The sequence below is a fragment of the Moraxella macacae 0408225 genome (assembly GCF_000320365.1).
Taxonomy (GTDB): domain Bacteria; phylum Pseudomonadota; class Gammaproteobacteria; order Pseudomonadales; family Moraxellaceae; genus Faucicola; species Faucicola macacae.
In genome coordinates, this window is the sequence record NZ_ANIN01000001.1 from 721,116 (window position 1) to 738,343 (window position 17,228).

Annotated in this window: 15 protein-coding genes, 1 pseudogene and 1 riboswitch; of the genes and pseudogenes, 8 read left to right on the plus strand and 8 right to left on the minus strand. The window is 39.0% G+C overall.

The genetic code is table 11. The features are described from left to right. Positions 1-317: 317 nt before the first annotated feature. Positions 318-1,124: a DNA repair protein RecO gene (recO, locus tag MOMA_RS03250; RefSeq protein WP_009767188.1), complete on the plus strand. Its 807-nt coding sequence runs from the start codon at positions 318-320 to the stop codon at positions 1,122-1,124. A 10-nt stretch (positions 1,125-1,134) separates the two neighbouring features. After that, a complete protein-coding gene (gene pdxJ / locus MOMA_RS03255) occupies positions 1,135-1,869 on the plus strand; it encodes a pyridoxine 5'-phosphate synthase (protein ID WP_009767189.1) in 735 nt (244 codons plus the stop codon). Here the strand turns inward: pdxJ and MOMA_RS03260 are convergent. Further along, positions 1,866-2,420, minus strand: coding sequence for a pilus assembly FimT family protein (locus tag MOMA_RS03260; protein ID WP_009767190.1), 555 nt, complete (start codon positions 2,418-2,420; stop codon positions 1,866-1,868). The genes pdxJ and MOMA_RS03260 overlap by 4 nt on opposite strands. 473 nt (positions 2,421-2,893) lie before the next feature. On the opposite strand from MOMA_RS03260, the gene MOMA_RS03265 reads away from it, so the two are divergent. The 3 genes from MOMA_RS03265 (at position 2,894) to MOMA_RS03280 (ending at position 7,873) form a co-directional block, all read left to right on the plus strand. Beyond that, entirely contained in the window at positions 2,894-4,210 is a 1,317-nt protein-coding gene (locus tag MOMA_RS03265; RefSeq protein ID WP_009767191.1) for an OmpA family protein, read from the plus strand. Positions 4,211-4,441: 231 nt separating this feature from the next. Beyond that, positions 4,442-6,280, plus strand: a complete 1,839-nt coding sequence (gene typA / locus MOMA_RS03270) for a translational GTPase TypA (protein ID WP_009767192.1) — start codon at positions 4,442-4,444, stop codon at positions 6,278-6,280. Positions 6,281-6,541: 261 nt separating this feature from the next. Then, a complete protein-coding gene (locus MOMA_RS03280) occupies positions 6,542-7,873 on the plus strand; it encodes a D-amino acid dehydrogenase (protein ID WP_009767194.1) in 1,332 nt (443 codons plus the stop codon). Here MOMA_RS03280 and MOMA_RS03285 read toward each other — a convergent pair. Next, positions 7,854-8,549: pseudogene (locus tag MOMA_RS03285) on the minus strand (ATP-binding protein); the annotation flags it as partial. The gene MOMA_RS03280 and the pseudogene MOMA_RS03285 sit on opposite strands and share 20 nt — an antisense overlap. A 433-nt stretch (positions 8,550-8,982) precedes the next feature. Here MOMA_RS03285 and rlmH point away from each other — a divergent pair. Next, entirely contained in the window at positions 8,983-9,477 is a 495-nt protein-coding gene (rlmH, locus tag MOMA_RS03290; RefSeq protein ID WP_009767196.1) for a 23S rRNA (pseudouridine(1915)-N(3))-methyltransferase RlmH, read from the plus strand. Between the two features lie 39 nt (positions 9,478-9,516). Here the strand turns inward: rlmH and MOMA_RS03295 are convergent, their stop codons facing one another. Beyond that, complete coding sequence (locus tag MOMA_RS03295; protein WP_152411761.1) at positions 9,517-10,419, minus strand: peptidylprolyl isomerase; 903 nt, start codon at positions 10,417-10,419, stop codon at positions 9,517-9,519. 124 nt (positions 10,420-10,543) lie between these two features. Then, complete coding sequence (locus MOMA_RS03300; RefSeq protein ID WP_009767198.1) at positions 10,544-11,110, minus strand: hypothetical protein; 567 nt, start codon at positions 11,108-11,110, stop codon at positions 10,544-10,546. 239 nt (positions 11,111-11,349) lie between these two features. Here MOMA_RS03300 and MOMA_RS03305 point away from each other — a divergent pair, with 239 nt between their 5' ends. Then, positions 11,350-11,961, plus strand: coding sequence for a rhomboid family intramembrane serine protease (locus tag MOMA_RS03305; protein ID WP_009767199.1), 612 nt, complete (start codon positions 11,350-11,352; stop codon positions 11,959-11,961). Positions 11,962-12,016: 55 nt separating this feature from the next. Then, the gene (locus MOMA_RS03310; protein ID WP_009767200.1) at positions 12,017-12,952 is read left to right on the plus strand and encodes a metallophosphoesterase; all 936 of its coding nucleotides are present in this window, start codon (positions 12,017-12,019) and stop codon (positions 12,950-12,952) included. A 9-nt stretch (positions 12,953-12,961) separates the two neighbouring features. On the opposite strand, the gene MOMA_RS03315 is transcribed toward MOMA_RS03310, so the two are convergent. From MOMA_RS03315 to trhP, 4 genes are all read right to left on the minus strand, one after another. Continuing rightward, positions 12,962-13,219: a YfhL family 4Fe-4S dicluster ferredoxin gene (locus MOMA_RS03315; RefSeq protein WP_009767201.1), complete on the minus strand. Its 258-nt coding sequence runs from the start codon at positions 13,217-13,219 to the stop codon at positions 12,962-12,964. 55 nt (positions 13,220-13,274) lie between these two features. Further along, the gene (locus tag MOMA_RS03320; protein WP_009767202.1) at positions 13,275-13,673 is read right to left on the minus strand and encodes a hypothetical protein; all 399 of its coding nucleotides are present in this window, start codon (positions 13,671-13,673) and stop codon (positions 13,275-13,277) included. 241 nt (positions 13,674-13,914) lie between these two features. Further along, positions 13,915-15,141 (minus strand): hypothetical protein, encoded by a 1,227-nt coding sequence (locus MOMA_RS03325; RefSeq protein WP_009767203.1) that lies wholly within the window; start codon positions 15,139-15,141, stop codon positions 13,915-13,917. Positions 15,142-15,347: 206 nt separating this feature from the next. Beyond that, positions 15,348-16,760: a prephenate-dependent tRNA uridine(34) hydroxylase TrhP gene (gene trhP / locus MOMA_RS03330; RefSeq protein WP_009767204.1), complete on the minus strand. Its 1,413-nt coding sequence runs from the start codon at positions 16,758-16,760 to the stop codon at positions 15,348-15,350. A gap of 259 nt (positions 16,761-17,019) precedes the next feature. Continuing rightward, a riboswitch (TPP riboswitch) is annotated at positions 17,020-17,150 on the plus strand. Positions 17,151-17,228 lie beyond the last annotated feature (78 nt).

The following is a 17,228-nucleotide window of genomic DNA, read 5'->3' on the forward strand; positions in this document are numbered from 1 at the left end:
TATTAATAATCAATAAGTTGGTTTTTTACCTATTATAAGGTAAATATAAAAAGATTTCCGTTGTTTTTTATTGTTTTTTAACTGAATTATTTTTAAAAACCAAATTGTTTGTTGAATGCCAAAACAAGGCAACTACAGACTTTAAGACTGATTATAAACCTTGCGTAACAAATAAATTTTGCATAATGATAAAAAATATAGTAGCATACGCAAAATATTTTACAGATAAAACAATATTTTACAGACAGTTGCGACAATCAATCATGACTTAATCAGCTATGTCAAAACTAAATTAACCCAATCATCTATAAAAAACCATGCGAAATGAGCCACTTACAGGTTATATTCTGCACCAAAAACCGTATGGCGAAAGTCGCAGTTTGATCTACTTTTTTTCCCAAGAATTTGGGCTTGTGCATGGTATTGGCAAAAAAAACCTACCGTTGTTTATGCCAATTTCGTTATTTGCGACGGGCAAAAACAGCTTAAAAACCTTTAGTCAAAGCCAACTTTTAACACACAAACCGCTTTTGATCTCACAAAATTTTGGCAAGCCTATGATTATTGGCTTGTATTTAAATGAATTATTGTTAAAAATCTTAGGAATTGCAAATGTAGAAGAGGTTATGCCTAAGGTTTGGCAACAATACGAGTACAGTTTGGTGCAAATTTTTCGTAAAGTCAACACGCATCAAAATCAGCGTTGGCAGTTTGTTTTGCGCCAATTTGAAACTGTTTTGTTAGATGAATTGGGTTATGCGATTGATTTTTCACAAGATTTTTTGCAACAACCGATAAACCCACAAGCCAACTATTGTTATAGATTGGAGCAAGGTTTTGTATCAATTGTTAACAAATCTCAAAATATACCAAATAATCAACCACTTATATTTGGCAAACAGTTGATTGATTGGCAAGAATATTTAACAAAACCGAACATTTTTGCTGAAAGATTGTCGCAAAATTTGTTAGAATTGAGTGATTTATTGCGAAAAATTGGTGTGATTTATCGGCAAGTATTGGATAATTTGTTGAATTATCAAACAATTAAAAGCCGTGAGCTTTGGCAACAATTATCCTGTTACCAAAAACACATTTACCAAAAACAAATTGATAAAAAATAAAGGAATAATTATGAATAAACCGCTTTTAGGCGTGAACATTGACCATATCGCTACCTTGCGCCAAGCTCGTGGCATAAGCTATCCTGATCCGGTTTTAGGGGCACTGCTTTGTGAGCAGGCGGGGGCAGATGGCATTACCCTGCATTTGCGAGAAGACCGCCGTCATATCCAAGATGCAGATGTATATCGCTTAAAATCTGTGATGAAAACGCGTATGAATTTGGAGATGGCGGTAACTGATGAAATGCTTGCAATTGCTTGTGATGTAAAGCCTGAATGGGTGTGTTTTGTTCCTGAAAAACGCCAAGAATTGACCACGGAAGGCGGCTTAGATGTGGTAAAATCTGCTAAAAAAATTGCCAGTTTTATCCAAGAGATGCACAAAATTGGTACACAAGTATCGCTTTTTATTGACACAGATTTTGCCCAAATTGATCAAAGCATTGCAATTGGTGCTGATGCAATAGAAATTCATACAGGCGTGTATGCACAATTGTGGTTAAAAAATAAGCAACAAGCGATAACTGGCGAAGTGATACGCATTCAAAAAGCCGTTGCTTATGCCAAACAACAAAACCCAAGATTATTGGTAAATGCAGGGCATGGATTAACGCGCGACAATGTGGCTTTAATTGCCCAAATTGGTGGCATTCATGAGCTAAATATCGGTCATGCGATCATTGCTGACAGTGTGTTTATGGGTTTGGAAAATGCGGTAAAATCTATGCGACAAGCGTTTGGTTAACAGCCTGTTTTTTCTTCTTTGTAGGGTTTGACTTTTATTATGCCTACTTTGTTAAAGCTGACTTTAAACATATTTTGCACATTGTTATCACTAGGGCAGTAGCGAATATGTCCCATATATCCGATAGGATTGCCATTACTTGCCTTAAAATTCACATAAGTTTTACTTAAAGAAACCCTAAGCTGAACGATGCCGTATCTTAGCTTAAGAGGTGCACGTTCTCTAATAACATCTACGCCCTCATCAAAGTGATGATTGTTGTTTTTGTCAATAAAACTTAATAATACTGTACCATTATTAGCAACACATTTGCCTTGTTCGTCAGCGATACAAAGCGTTATTGTGTTGCGGTAAATCATAGCATCTTGTTTAGAAATTCTTAAAAGTGAACTGATTGTGGTTGCGACACGTTGGCTTTCATATTTTTTAAGTTGATCAACCACAGTTGGTATAGCAATGCTTGCAAGAACACTCATCACAACAATCGTTACTATGAATTCTATTAAAGTAAACCCCAAATAATTGCCACGATGATAAATACAAGACGGCATTAGATTTTCCTTAATCTAAAAATGATATCTAAAAAATGGGTAAAACAGCAAACAAATAATGATTATCATACCTAAAACAACCACAAAAAACCACCAAAAAAATGTTAAAACGTAAAAAAACGTAAAAAAATGTAGTTTTTCATGATTAATTCTATCAAAACACTAGCTAAAAAAACTTTTCTATATTAAAATTAACACAGATCGACAGCTGATGCATTATTTTGTCTATGGTGTTTATTTTTTGAACAATGATTGCCAAAACCAACAAAAAATTGTGATATTTTGGTAATATTATTTCAAAAATTAAAAAAATAGTTGTCATTTTAATGATAAAACGTTAAGCTATTAACGACTGAGATTTTTGGTAGGCAGTTTTTAGTATTGGTCAATATTAACAGCGACCTATCACGAGAGATAGACATCATTGTAACTTAAGACCAATTGTAATTTAGACAAGTCCTTTTGGAGGAATTATGAAAGCTTATAACAAACTGGCTTTGGCGATTTTGGCAACGACAGCAGCCGCCTCTGTAAACGCTGGTGTAACCGTTACCCCATTGATTTTGGGTTATCATGTATCTAATGACATCAAAGATACCGCAAAAAAACAACGCAAAACTTTAAACACAGGTGTACAAACCGTTACAGATGCACAAAAAAATCAAGCCAACAACGGCATTACTGGTAAAGGCAATGGTGTTGCGTTAGATAGCGATTTGTATGTTGGTGCAGGCATTGGCATCGAGCTAACCCCAACCATTGCATTAGAGCTTGAATATGGCGAAAAAAATACCGATGCTTTTGCAAATAAAAAAGCCAAAGAAGCAGGTATTGCATTTGATGCCAAACAAAAAATGTATTCTGCCAACTTAGCAGTGGGTACAGAAACATTTACTGGATATACCAACAGCCCATTTAAACCATACGTATTGGTTGGTGCAGGTGTTTCTGATATTTCTGTTAAAGCCAAAAAAACAGACAGCAAATTAAACGTACAAGCAGGTCAAAAATACGCCCAGTCTAAAGACACCATTGGTAACGTAGGTTTGGGTGCTTATTACCGTATTAACGATGCATTAAGCCTACGTGGTGAAGCTCGTGCGGTTCATAACTTTGACAATAACTGGTGGGAAGGCATGGCATTGGCTGGCTTGAATGTTGCACTGGGTGGACATTTAGCACCAGCAGCTCCAGTTGTTGAGCCAACGATTGTACCGGCTGATCCAGTTGTGGTAGAGCCTGTTGAACCTGTCGAGCCTGTTGTTGTAGATGTGGTAGAGGAAGTTGATGGTGATGATGACCAAGACGGCGTACCAAACAGTGTTGATCAATGCTTAGACACACCATTAAATGTTGTTGTTGATGAAATTGGTTGCCCTGTAGAAAAAGTAATTGATGATCAATTGCGTATGGAATTGCGTGTGTTCTTTGACAACGACAAAACCACCATCAAAGATCAATACAGACCAGAGATTCAAAAAGTTGCAGAAAAAATGAATGAATATTCAAATGCAACGGCTGCGATCGAAGGTCATGCTTCTAAAAACAACAAACGTTCAAGTGCAACATACAACCAACGTCTGTCTGAAGCTCGTGCAAATGCTGTAAAAGGTGTATTGGTTAACCAATTTGGTATTAACCCAGCACGTATTAGCACAGTAGGTTATGGTTTTGATCGTCCAATTGCTGACAATGATACCAAAGAAGGTCAAGCAATGAACCGTCGTGTATATGCCACAATTTCTGGTAATAACACAAAAACTGTAACTCAAACTAAAGATATGAACTAATTTTTGGTTTAATAACACAAAAAAAGCTATCCAAAATTTGGGTAGCTTTTTTGTATTTTTAATTTTTTTTGGATTTTATCTTAATTTTTTAACGGTTTGGATTGTTTTCTTAAAAATTTTTCTATAAAGATGTTATAATTATCCATTTTAATTAATTGTTTGTTTTTAATTAGTTATTTATTTTGATTTTAGTTATCCGTTTTAATTTCCTTAATCTTAAGAGTTGTTTTTATGTCAGATTCGATTAAAAATCTTCGCAATATTGCGATTATTGCTCATGTTGACCATGGTAAAACCACGTTGGTTGATAAACTTTTGCAACAGTCAGGCACTTTTGGTGAGCGTGCAGCTGAAGTGGAACGCGTGATGGATTCTAATGCTTTGGAGCAAGAGCGAGGCATTACCATTTTGGCAAAAAATACTGCAATCCGCTGGAAAAACCCAAAAGATGGTGAAGAATATCGCATTAACATTGTAGACACGCCTGGCCATGCTGATTTTGGCGGTGAAGTGGAGCGTGTGATGTCGATGGTGGATTGCGTGTTGTTGTTGGTAGATGCGGTTGATGGGCCAATGCCACAAACGCGTTTTGTTACTCAAAAAGCCTTTGCACGTGGTTTAAAACCGATTGTTGTGATTAACAAAATTGACAAACCTGGTGCAAGACCTGATTGGGTGATGGATCAGGTGTTTGATTTATTTGATAATTTGGGTGCAACCGATGAGCAGTTGGATTTTCCGATTGTGTATGCATCTGCAGTCAATGGTATTGCAGGTTTATCACCAGATGCTATGGCAGAAAATATGCAGCCACTGTTTGAAACCATTGTCAATGTGGTGGAAGCACCGCAAGTGGATACCGAGGGTGCATTCCAAATGCAAATTTCAAGTTTGGATTATGATAATTTTAAAGGCTTGATCGGTATTGGGCGTATTCAACGTGGTTTTGTCAAAACCAACACACCTGTTGCAATTATTGACAAAGAGAGCAATAAACGCAATGGGCGTGTTCTACAAATTATGGGTTATCACGGTTTAGAGCGTATTGAAGTGCCAATGGCTCAAGCGGGTGATATTGTCTGCATTACAGGCATCGATGGTTTGAACATTTCAGATACGATTTGCGATCCGCAAAATGTGGAGGCTTTGCCGGCTTTGAGCGTTGATGAGCCGACTGTTTCTATGACGTTTCAGGTGAATGATTCGCCGTTTGCAGGGCGTGAGGGTAAATTTGTAACCTCGCGTAATATTCGCGAACGTCTTGAGCGTGAATTGATTCACAATGTGGCCTTGCGTGTGGAGGATACAGATAGTCCTGATAAATTTAAGGTTTCAGGTCGCGGTGAATTGCACTTGTCTGTGTTGATTGAAAATATGCGTCGTGAGGGCTATGAGCTTGGTGTGTCTCGTCCTGAGGTGATTGTGAAAGAAATTGACGGTGTCAAACAAGAGCCATACGAAAATGTGATTTTTGATGTAGAAGAACAGCACCAAGGGGCAGTCATGGAACAGGTTGGACTGCGCAAAGGTGAGATGACAAATATGGAGTTGGACGGTAAAGGGCGTATTCGGATTGAAGCGGTTATTCCATCACGTGGGTTGATTGGTTTTCGTTCGGAATTTATGACGATGACGTCAGGCACAGGTATTTTAACTTCAAGTTTTTCGCATTATGGTGAGCAAAAAGTCGGCGAGGTTGGAGGACGCAACAATGGTGTGTTAATTTCAATGATTACGGGGACTTGCTTGGGTTATGCACTGTTTAACTTGCAAGAACGCGGTAAATTATTTGCTGAACCGGGGCTTGAAGTGTACGAGGGCATGATTGTTGGCATAAACTCGCGCGGTGATGATATGGTGGTAAATCCAACCAAAGCCAAGCAATTAACCAACATTCGTGCTTCAGGATCAGATGAAAATATCATTTTGACGCCACCGATTAAATACACATTGGAACAAGCGTTGGAATTTATTCAAGATGATGAACTGGTTGAGGTTACACCAAAATCAATCCGCATTCGTAAACGTTATTTGACAGAAAATGACCGTAAACGCAGTGCGCGCAAATAAGCGTGAATAAATAATAGCGTGGATAACTAATTTTGTATGCCTAAAAAGGTTTTAATTTGTGAATTAAAGCCTTTTTTAATGAAAAATGTTTTAATGATAATGTACAAAATATACCAAAATTTGGTTGCATGGATTGGATTTTTGTTAAATGTAAAAAAATTTGCTATACTGGTATATGTGTTTTTATGCAAACGATTTTTCTCAACAAAAGATCTATCCAAACAAGATTTATCAAACAAGGAAGCTATGATTAAGAAGGCTATGACACAGCAACCTAAGGCACAACAAACCACACAACAAATCGTGGTTTTAGGTGCAGGCGTGGTTGGTGTTACGACGGCTTATCAATTGCGATTGGCAGGTTTTGATGTTGTTGTGATTGAACGCAAGTCCGCTCCTGCAATGCAGACTTCCTTTGCCAATGGCGGCCAAATTTCGGTATCACACGCCACACCGTGGGCAAATCCGCGTACGCCACTAAAAGCATTAAGGTGGCTTTGGCAAGAAGATGCACCATTACTATTTCGTTGGCGACGCTTGTTTGGGCGTGATTTTGATAAAGATTTGTGGCAATGGAGTTTGCAGTTTTTGTGGCAATGTCAAGCCCGACAAGCGGATAAAAACCTTGTACAAATGGTAAAATTGGGATTATACTCGCGTGAAATTTTAGGGCAAGTGCGTAAACAAACAGGCATTGAGTACGATTGTTTAACCCGAGGGATTTTGCATTTTTATACCGATCAGAGCGAATTACAACATGCGATTTTGCCAACCAAACGCATGCAACAATTAGGCTGCGATCGTCAACAAATCAGCGTGGATCAAGCAATTGGCTATGAACCTGCCTTGCAAAATATCCAACATAAATTGGTCGGTGCAACTTATACCGCCCTTGATGAGTCAGGCGATGCCAAAGTTTTTACCCAAAAACTTGCAAAAATTTGTCAACAAATGGGCGTGGATTTTTTATTCAATCACCAAATTGAACAGCTGTGTTTAACCAAACAACAAATCACTGGTGTTACAGTAACCGATTTACTCAATAATACGAAGAAAACCTTAACTTTTGATAAGTATGTCTTAACAATGGCAAGTTATAGTCCAAAGCTTGTTTATCCGCTTGGTATTAAATTACCGATTTATCCTGCAAAAGGCTATTCAGCGACTTATCCTGTGCGTGATCCGAACAAAACACCGTATGTCAGTTTGATTGATGATGAATTTAAACTGGTGTACTCGCGCTTAGGCGATCGTTTGCGCGTGGCAGGCACGGCGGAATTTAATGGTTTTGATTTGTCGCTTAATCCTGTGCGTTGTCAGGCGATCACGCGTCGTGTGGCAGAAGTGTTTGGCGATGCGGTGGATATTTTACAGCCAAATTATTGGACGGGGCTTAGACCGATGACGCCGTCAAATGTACCGCTTATCGGACGAGCGGTTGCAAAACGCCAACGCATTGACAATTTATACTTAAATACAGGGCATGGTACATTGGGTTGGACGCATGCCAATGGTTCTGCAAAAGCGATTGGTGATATCGTGCAAGGAAAATTGCCCGATATTGAGTTTAATTTTATTGGGCTTGATGTTTGACAAAAATAATGCTAAAAGTTGATCCTTTGCCAACTTTGGATTGAATGTTTAATTTGGCATTGTGCTTATGAACGACGTGTTTGACGATTGCCAAACCCAATCCCGTTCCGCCTGTTTCCCTACTGCGTCCACTGTCCACGCGATAAAAACGTTCAGTTAACCGTTCAATGTGCAAGGCATCAATTCCAATGCCATTGTCGCTGACACTAAAATAATAACCGTCTGTCTTTTCAAACCACCCAATTGTTACCTCGCCACCTTTTGGCGTGTATTTTATTGCGTTGGTGATTAAATTGCTTAAAGCACTGGTTAATAAATCTTCATAACCCATAATCTGTTGTTGGCTGTCAATGTGTAGATGAATGAGATGTTCAAAATTGTGATTGTAAACTTGGGCATCGTCAAACAATTGTGCCAATAGTTTTGGCATATCAATCAGCGTGGGTTGTTGGTTGTTTTCGCTATTTTCAAGGCGCGACAGCAGCAGTAAGTCATTGATAATATTGTTCATTCGATCGCTTTGTTGCAGCATTTGCAAAAACGCCCGTTGCCAGCGTGGGTTTAAATCTGGCTGTTGGCTAAAGGTTTCTAAATAGCCCATCATCACCGTAACTGGCGTGCGCAGTTCATGCGACACATTGGCAACAAAATCTTTGCGCATGGTGTCAAGGCGGTGATGTTGTTCGCTAAGCTGTTGTTTTTCAATCTGAATTAGCTGAATTTTGTTGGCAATTTTGCTAAAAAAAGGATTAACCCCAAATTTACTCAACTGTTGTGGGTTGTCCAAAAAACCGTGCAATTGTTTAAAATAATATATCAATGACAAAGAAAATATTAACAATCCCAATGCGACACACGTCCAATTAATCAGCCAAAATAAGCCATGTTGTGATTGATTGATACAAACATTTATCAAGATACCAATGATAAAACTCAATGCGATGTTGGCAACAAGTTTTTTTAGTAAAAATTTTTGTAAAGTTTGTTTAGTCATGTTTTATAAATCGTAAAAATAAATTGGCTTATTATAATGATTTTTTGCTACAATAAGCCAATTTTTTGCAATGATTTAATGATTGTTGTAATGGTTTTTAGCATTTGAGTATGATATGAAAGCAAGAATTTTAGCGGTTGGACAAAAAATGCCAACATGGGTGCAGACAGGTTGTAACGATTATTTAAAACGCATTCAGCCTATGTTAAATACCGAAATTGTGGAGATTCCTGCTTATAAACGCAGTAAAAATCCATCGGCAGCAGAGCTTGAAAAATATGCACTAAACGAAGGGGGCTTGATTTTGCAGGCACATGCCAATGCCAAAAAAGAGCGCTTGATTTGTTTAGATGTGCGTGGCAAAAATTTGTCAACTGAGGATTTGGCAAAAAAAATCAGCGATGCTATGCAAGTGGGTGATGACATGGGTTTTGTGATTGGCGGGGCAGATGGATTATCAAAAGAGGTGCTGGCTAAGGCGGATTTTAAGTGGTCGTTGTCAAATTTGACATTGCCACATCCGCTTGTGCGTGTGCTGTTGGTGGAGCAGTTGTATCGTGCAATGACGATTATTAACCATCACCCTTATCACCGAGGGGATTATTTTTAATCCTGATTAATTGAATAAAGATCGATTGGGTAAAATTGATTAGCCACGGTATACATTTTCTTCATGCATATTTAACTCAATGCCCTCGATTTTGGCATTTTGCGACAATTTAAACAAATAATCCACCAAGCTATGATGAAAAGATTGTTGCGTTAGATGATTGACAATCATCGGTTTTGCTTGTGCAAAATTTAACGCCAGACCCTCTTTTTTATCAATCACATCTACGATATGAATGCCGTAACGCGTTTCGATTGGATTGACGCCAAGCCCTTTTGGTAGGGCAAAAACCGCGGTTTCAAACTCAGGTATGGTTGTGCCTTTTTTGATCACGCCCAAATTTCCGCCGTCATTTTTGGAAGGACAGGCGGATAACTGTTGTGCGTAAAATAAAAAATCGGCATCAGGGTTATGGCTATTTTGGATTTTTTCAATGATTTCACTGGCTTGTTTTTTAAGTTGTAAGCGTTCATCGCCTTCTTCTGGCGGACTTGCTAACAGAATGTGGCGTGCGGTGATAATGGGTGGCGTGGTAAATTGAGCCCGGTTTTGTTGGTAGTATTGTGTGATATTGGTATCGGTTGGATTTTTAGGCAGGACGTTTTTGCTAAGCAAATCACCAATTGCTTGCTCTTCATCGCGCTCCCACGCGGCCAATCCAAGGCTTGACTCAGCAAGTACCGCTTGGCGTAACAACTCACGCATCACAAGGGCTCTGGCGGATAAGTATAAAGCATCATCTTTGCTGTTGGCTGGGTGATATTGGGTTTCTTGGGCGATTTGTTTTGGATCGATGGCAATGCCATTAACGGTAATTTTTGGCAAGGTTTCACGGCTTGTGGCAATCAAATTGGCAGGTTTTGATTGCTCTTTGGTGGGTTTTAGATCGTTAAAGTGGGCTTGATTGTTTTGTTTTGGGTGAAATGAGTGAACACGCATCATCGTTATCCTATGACAAAATTAACAACAATTAAAATTTAACAAGTAATTAAAAATTAACAACAGTTAAAAGTTAAAGCAATTATCGTCAAAATGGGATAGTTTGGCTATACTTCTTTGGGTTTAGCTAATGAAACAATACGGCTGCCAAAACACTCAAAATCAATAAAGCAATGACAGGTAACAACCATTTTGCCAAATTACCGACTGGTGCGGTTGTTTCGGTTACAGCCAATTTTGGGGTGTCTGTGTGCGTGGCTGTTTGGTTGGCGGTTATGGGCGTGATGTGTAACGACGGTGCTGCTACAGGATTCATATTTGCTACAGGATTTACGTTTGCACATAAAAAATCAGCCACAGGGGTTGTGCCTGCAAGATTTTGCACTTCGCTAAATGCCAAAGGTGCAGAGTCAGAAACCAATTGTAAAGTTTCATCATTTGACAAGGCAAATTCTTGTGATAGATGGGTAATTAGGTCATTGCGCTGCTTGGCTTGTGGCAATAGGCGTTCAAAAAAATTATTGCTTGGCGTGGCATTTTTTAAATCTGCACAAATGGCTTTATCCATAAAATGACTGATAAAAATGGCGTATGCTTTTTTTAGTAAAGCATTGCGTGCGTTGTCATCGGCATTGTCGCCCAAAATAGCAGGGCTAACGGTTCTTGCCAAATGTTCAATGACATTGATACTCATAAAATTTCCTCTAAAAATGGTTTTATAGTAACCCAGATCAATTTTTACGTCAAGTTATATAAAAGTAACCAAAATGTAAAAGCTGTATGAATAAAAACTGGTGGTTTTTGCTTCAAAAAGATAACAAAAATTGCAGAAAATTTTGTAAAATTACAGTATAGTAGGGTTTTATTTTTTTTGATTAATTGTTTGATTAATTGTTTGATTGAGTTTGGTTTAAAAAAGTGAGAAATTTGTAGATGATGACGTTAATTATCATTGCGTTGACGGTGGCGGTAAGTTTGCTTGCGTGGCAGTCGCCAAAATTAATGGATAGGCTGATTTTTTATCCGCCTGCGATACAACGTGGGCAAGTGGAGCGATTTGTAACCCATGGTTTGTTGCACGCTGATGGCATGCATTTGTTTTTTAATATGTTCACCTTGTTTTCGTTTGGACAAGTGGTGGAGCGGTTTTTTGCCAGCCGAGTATCGGCGGTGGGTTATTTGTTGTTTTATGCTGTGGCGATTGTTGTGGCAATTTTACCAAGTTTTGTGAAGCATAAAAACGACCATCGTTATTCTAGTTTGGGGGCATCAGGTGCGGTGTCTGCGGTTGTGTTTAGCTATGTGTTAATGAATCCGTGGGCGACATTGCTTGTGTTTTTTGTGCCTGTGCCTGCGATTGTTTTTGCTGGGTTGTATGTTGGTTATAGCGTGTGGGCGGATGGGCATGGGCGTGGCAATGTCAATCATGCGGCGCATTTGGTTGGTGGTGTGTTTGGAATGTTGGCTACAATTGTGATTGAACCAAATATTATACCACACTTTTTTAATGCGCTGATGCACCCTAGGTTTTTAAACTTTGGCTAAACTTTGGCTAAACTTGAGTTAATTTTTTACTTAAAACGATACAGCGTGATGAAAAATGATTTATGATATTATTGGCGATGTTCATGGCAAAGCGGATAAATTAACAGGGCTGTTAACCAAGCTTGGCTATCGGTTTAACGGTGAATTTTTTGTTGCACCGCCCAACCATCAGGCGATTTTTATTGGTGATTTGGTGGATAGAGGTGAAAAACAATTGGCAACGCTAAACATTGTGTTTAATATGATTGATAATGATCAAGCCCTTGCTGTTATGGGCAATCACGAATACAATGCTTTGGCGTATGCTACCCTTGATGAGCGCAATCCAACTGAATATTTGCGCAAGCACGAATCAAAACATACGTTGCAACATCAAGCGTTTTTAGATGAAGTGGGTTTTGGCACGGATTTGCATGATTTTTGGTTGCAACGTTTTTATGAGTTGCCCTTGTGGTTAGAATTTGAGCAGGCGTGTTTTGTGCATGCTTGTTGGGATACGCACGCCATGTCGGTGTTAAAACAACATTTGACCCATGACAACAAATTAACCAAAACCGCTTTACAATTAACCAGTTATCAAGACACGCCTGAATATAACGCTTTGGAGCGAGTGTTAAAAGGCGTGGAAATTCCTCTGCCTGAGGGTATTTATTTTGTGGATAAAGAAAAAAATATGCGACACAACATGCGTGTACAATGGTGGCTATCACAACTGTCCAATCAGCCCATTCATAAAATTGCCAGAGCGATGCCAACTGATTTGGCAAGTGTGCCAGTTGATGCCTTGAGTGAAGCAGTGGATTTTGAGTTAACCACAAAAAAACCGATTTTTGTTGGGCATTATTGGTTGACGGGCATACCAAATATGCTGTCTGATCAAGTGGTGTGCGTGGATTATTCAGCAGGTGGCAATGGATTTTTGACCGCGTACCGCTTTGATACCAATAATCCAAACTTGTCCGCGGCTAATTTTGTGCAGTTTTTGCCCTAATGGGTTAAGTTATTTTTGCCAAATTTTTTTATATTTGTCAAGCAGTTGTTCATTGGTTTCTACTTGATCTGGATCTTTTATAATGCAGTCAATCGGACAGACTTTATCACAGGTTGGTTCGTCATAAAAACCTACGCATTCTGTGCATAGACTTGGATTGATGACGTAAGTTTTTTGCCCTTTTTGATCGTAAAAAATGGCATCATTTGGACATTCTGGCTCGCAGATATCGCAATTAATACAGTCGGTGGTGATTTTAAGTGCCATAAAAACAATTTACAAAATAATTTAAATTTACAAAATAATTTAAAAAGTGGTTGATTTATAAGGGTTTATTTTGTGTGGTGTTAATCACCAGTGAACTGATCTGCCAATCATTTTTGACTTTTTGCCACATTTCTTTAACCAAAATGGATTGATTGTTTTGTTTAAAATACGATGTGATGATGGGCGAAGTATCAGCCATGCGATCGTGGCGGACTTTTATCGGCGTTTTGGTGTTGAATAGCTGTAGTAGGCTGTCATTTTCTACACAGATGGCTTGAATGTTTTTATGCCAATCGGCTTTTGTCTCTACGTTTTGAAAATAAACCGCAAAAAAATCTTTGCTTTCAATATCAGCCATGGTGGTGATGTCTTGTTGTTGGTAAGCGGTAAACCAACGCATGCGCGTGTTACTTAAATCGCTATCAATTGGTAGAGTGGGGTGAGTTGTTAGCATAAAAGCTCCCAATGCAACTGGATTTTATGAATAAAATGGGGCTTGATTTTGGAAATTCAAAAAACTTAATTGTTAAACGAAACTTAGTTGTTAAACGGCTTGTCAATGATAAAACTTGTCAATAACAAAAACTGGATAGCGGTCTATCCAGTTTTTTAACCTTATCCAGTTTTTAACAATGTTTTTTAACAATGTGGTGTTTTTTAACAATGTTTTTTAATAATGTGTTTTGGATTGGCGGTTATTTATTGCGCTGGGCGATAAACATGCCGTTAATGTTTTTATTGTCATTAATATCACGGTTATTGCCCGTGCCTACGATAAATTTAGCACTTGGATCGAGCACAATCACCCCTGCGTTATGGTCAACGCGTGAATTGCTCTTGACATAGCCATAGCCGTAAGCTGGAATTTTACCAAATTGTAGATAACCGCCTTTAACTCCAGTTTTCTTGACATATTGTGTATTATGGTTAATGTCAACTGAAAAGTCTTTTAACTTGCCATTGGTTTGGGAATTAAAAGTGGTATCTTTAAACTGCAAGTTTGTTAATGTTTCGGATTTGGTTGCTTGCTGATTTTTTATTTTTAATTGATAGCCCGACCAACTTTTGTTGTTTTCTGTGATAATTTTATCATTGGTTGTGCCAGATTGTGGTTTTGGTAAGTTATCTTTTGGTAAGTTATCATCGCGCACCCCTGCTAAGACAAAATCTTTGTTTAATGAGGTAACATAGCCACCATGTTTAGAAAACATCAGTTGAATGTTGTGAAATTCTGGCAAACCTTGAACCTTAGATCCGGTTAAATCCAGTTTAAACACACGTTGATCCAATTTTTTGCTGTCGCGGGTTAATACCGCTGATGTTGCCGAGACACTGTTGTCTGTTGCCAACGCGGTTGATTGGGTTGCTTGATCGGTAATCGCATCGCGTCCGTCTGCATCGTCTGATAGCTTAATGGTGTGTTTGGCAAGTTTGCTAAAGGTTACATCTTTTGCTTGCCATTGTTGGGCTTCTACATCGTACTGAATGCTAAATTTCATCTCACCGGTTGTAATGATGTTGCTTGAGTCTTTTTTGGTACAATCAGAGCTACAATGGGCAAAATTTGCGGTGTAAACCTTTTTATTGTTGGCGGTTGATAAAAAGTCTTGATATGACAAAGGACTGGCTGTACCACCAAACAACACTTGATTGTTTCTATCAAAGGCCAAAGGTGCCAAATCATCTTCGCGTGTTGCAGTTTTTGCACTGTGTTCGGTTAAAAATTTGATAAGTTCTTGTTTAATTTGGGGATTGTCGCCCAATTTGATTTTTTTTAAATCTTCTAAAATTTCTTTTACGGTGGTGGATTTTTGTAATTGTTCAATAAGTTTTTGCCCATTTTCTGCTGAATCGATACTACAAGCGGTCAAAGAAAGACTCAAAGTGGCAAGCAAACTGGCTGTTAAAGTGTTAAATTTCATGGCGTTTACTCTTTTTAAAAACGAAAAATTTATGGTAAGAAATTATCAAATTTATTGATAAGTTATTATTTTAGCATACTTTTTTGTAAAAACCATCATACATTTTAAACCGCGTTAGAAAATTATGCGATAAGCTTAGTCTAAAATTGACTAATTTTTTAAGGCTGGTTTTTTGCTAAACTAGGCTGTTAAATTGTGCTGTTAAATCAAGTAAAAATCGGCGTATCAACCTGCTTCATCACCAAAGCAAATTGCAAATCACTCCAAGCCAAATCACTAAACGGATTGGCAATTTGGCACACCCAGCCAGAGCCTAGGGCGGCGTCAATTGGGTTGCCTTTTTTATCCCACATTTGGGTGAGTTGATAGGTTAAATTGCCTTTTGGGGTCATGATTTCTAGCACATCACCCGCTGCCAGTTTATTTTTCACAATTAACACAAAACGACTTTCACCGTCCACAGTGATAACGCTATCCACTTCGGCAACAAACTGCTGATGGTCGGTTTTTGATGAGCCGTGGGCGTAATTTTGATAATCGGAATGCACATGGCGGCGTAAAAAGCCCTCGGTATAGCCACGATTGGCAAGGCCGTCAAGGGCGGTGATTAAGCTGGTGTCAAACGGCTTGCCGCTTTCGGCATCGTCAATGGCTCGGCGGTAGACTTGGGCGGTGCGCGCCACATAATAGTGCGATTTGGTGCGGCCTTCAATTTTGAGTGAATGCACGCCCATATTGACCAAATCAGGCACAAGCTCCACGGCACGCAAATCCTTGGAATTCATAATGTAAGTGCCATGTTCGTCTTCATACATTGCCATCAATTCGCCTTTTCGCCCTTGTTCTTCAAGCAAAACCACTTCATCGGACGGTTTTTCTACATAATCATCAGGCATAACCAAATCGCCGTTTAGATTAACATTGGCAATTTCGCTGTTTTGATGATTGGGAATAAACACTTGGGCGGATTGATTTTCATTTTCTAAAGGCACATTTTCAACAGGCACGCTTTCTAAAGGAACGATGTCGCCCGTTTCGTTTTCTGTGGCTTTATAAGTGTTGTATTTCCAGCGGCAAGCATTGGTGCAAGTGCCTTGGTTGGCATCCCGCTTATTGATATAACCCGACAGCAAACACCGCCCAGAATACGCCATGCACAACGCCCCATGCACAAACACTTCAATTTGCATATCTGGCACTTGGGTGATAATTTCGCCAATTTCTTTTAAGGACAATTCACGGCTGACAATAACCCGTTCTACGCCCATTTGTCGCCAAAATTTCACCGTTGCCCAATTGACCGCATTGGCCTGCACCGATAAATGAATGGCTTGATGCGGAAAGGCCTCGCGCACCATCATAATCATGCCCGCATCGGACATAATTAAGGCATCAGGGTTCATCTCAATAACGGGGCGAATGTCATCAAGAAAGGTTTTGAGTTTGGCGTTGTGGGCTTGAATGTTAACCACGACGTAAAACTTTTTGCCCAATGCGTGGGCGTAATCAATGCCTTTTTGCAAATTTTCTTCGTCAAAATCGTTGTTACGCACCCGCAAAGAATAACGGGCTTGCCCAGCGTACACCGCATCTGCCCCATAGGCAAAGGCGTATTGCATGTTTTTGAATGTGCCAGCGGGGCAGAGTAACTCTGTCTTGATGGGGGTTTTGATGGGGGTTTTAGTTGAATGAGTGGCGGCGGATTTTTGGATAATTGTCATAACAATGCCATGCGTTGGTTAAAAATAAAACCAACCAGTATAGCAAAAATTTAGCAAATAGTAAAAATTTGCATGATTTACCTCAACAGTTGCTTGAATAACTGATGTCATGTAAAAAAATTTTCTAGAAAATCTTTTGGTTTTGGGTTACAATAGAGATAACTTGACGGAGTGCCACGGTTTTTACAGATGGTTTTGTTAAAAACAAAGTGGCTGAGAATGTAAGTACATAATCCGTTGAACCTGATGCGGTTAACACCGCCGTAGGAAGTCAAGTTTTCATCTTATCTGATTGATTTTGTGTTGTTGTAAATCTTATCAAGGATTGGCTGATGGCTTGATTTGCTTTTTTTGCCAACTAGGACG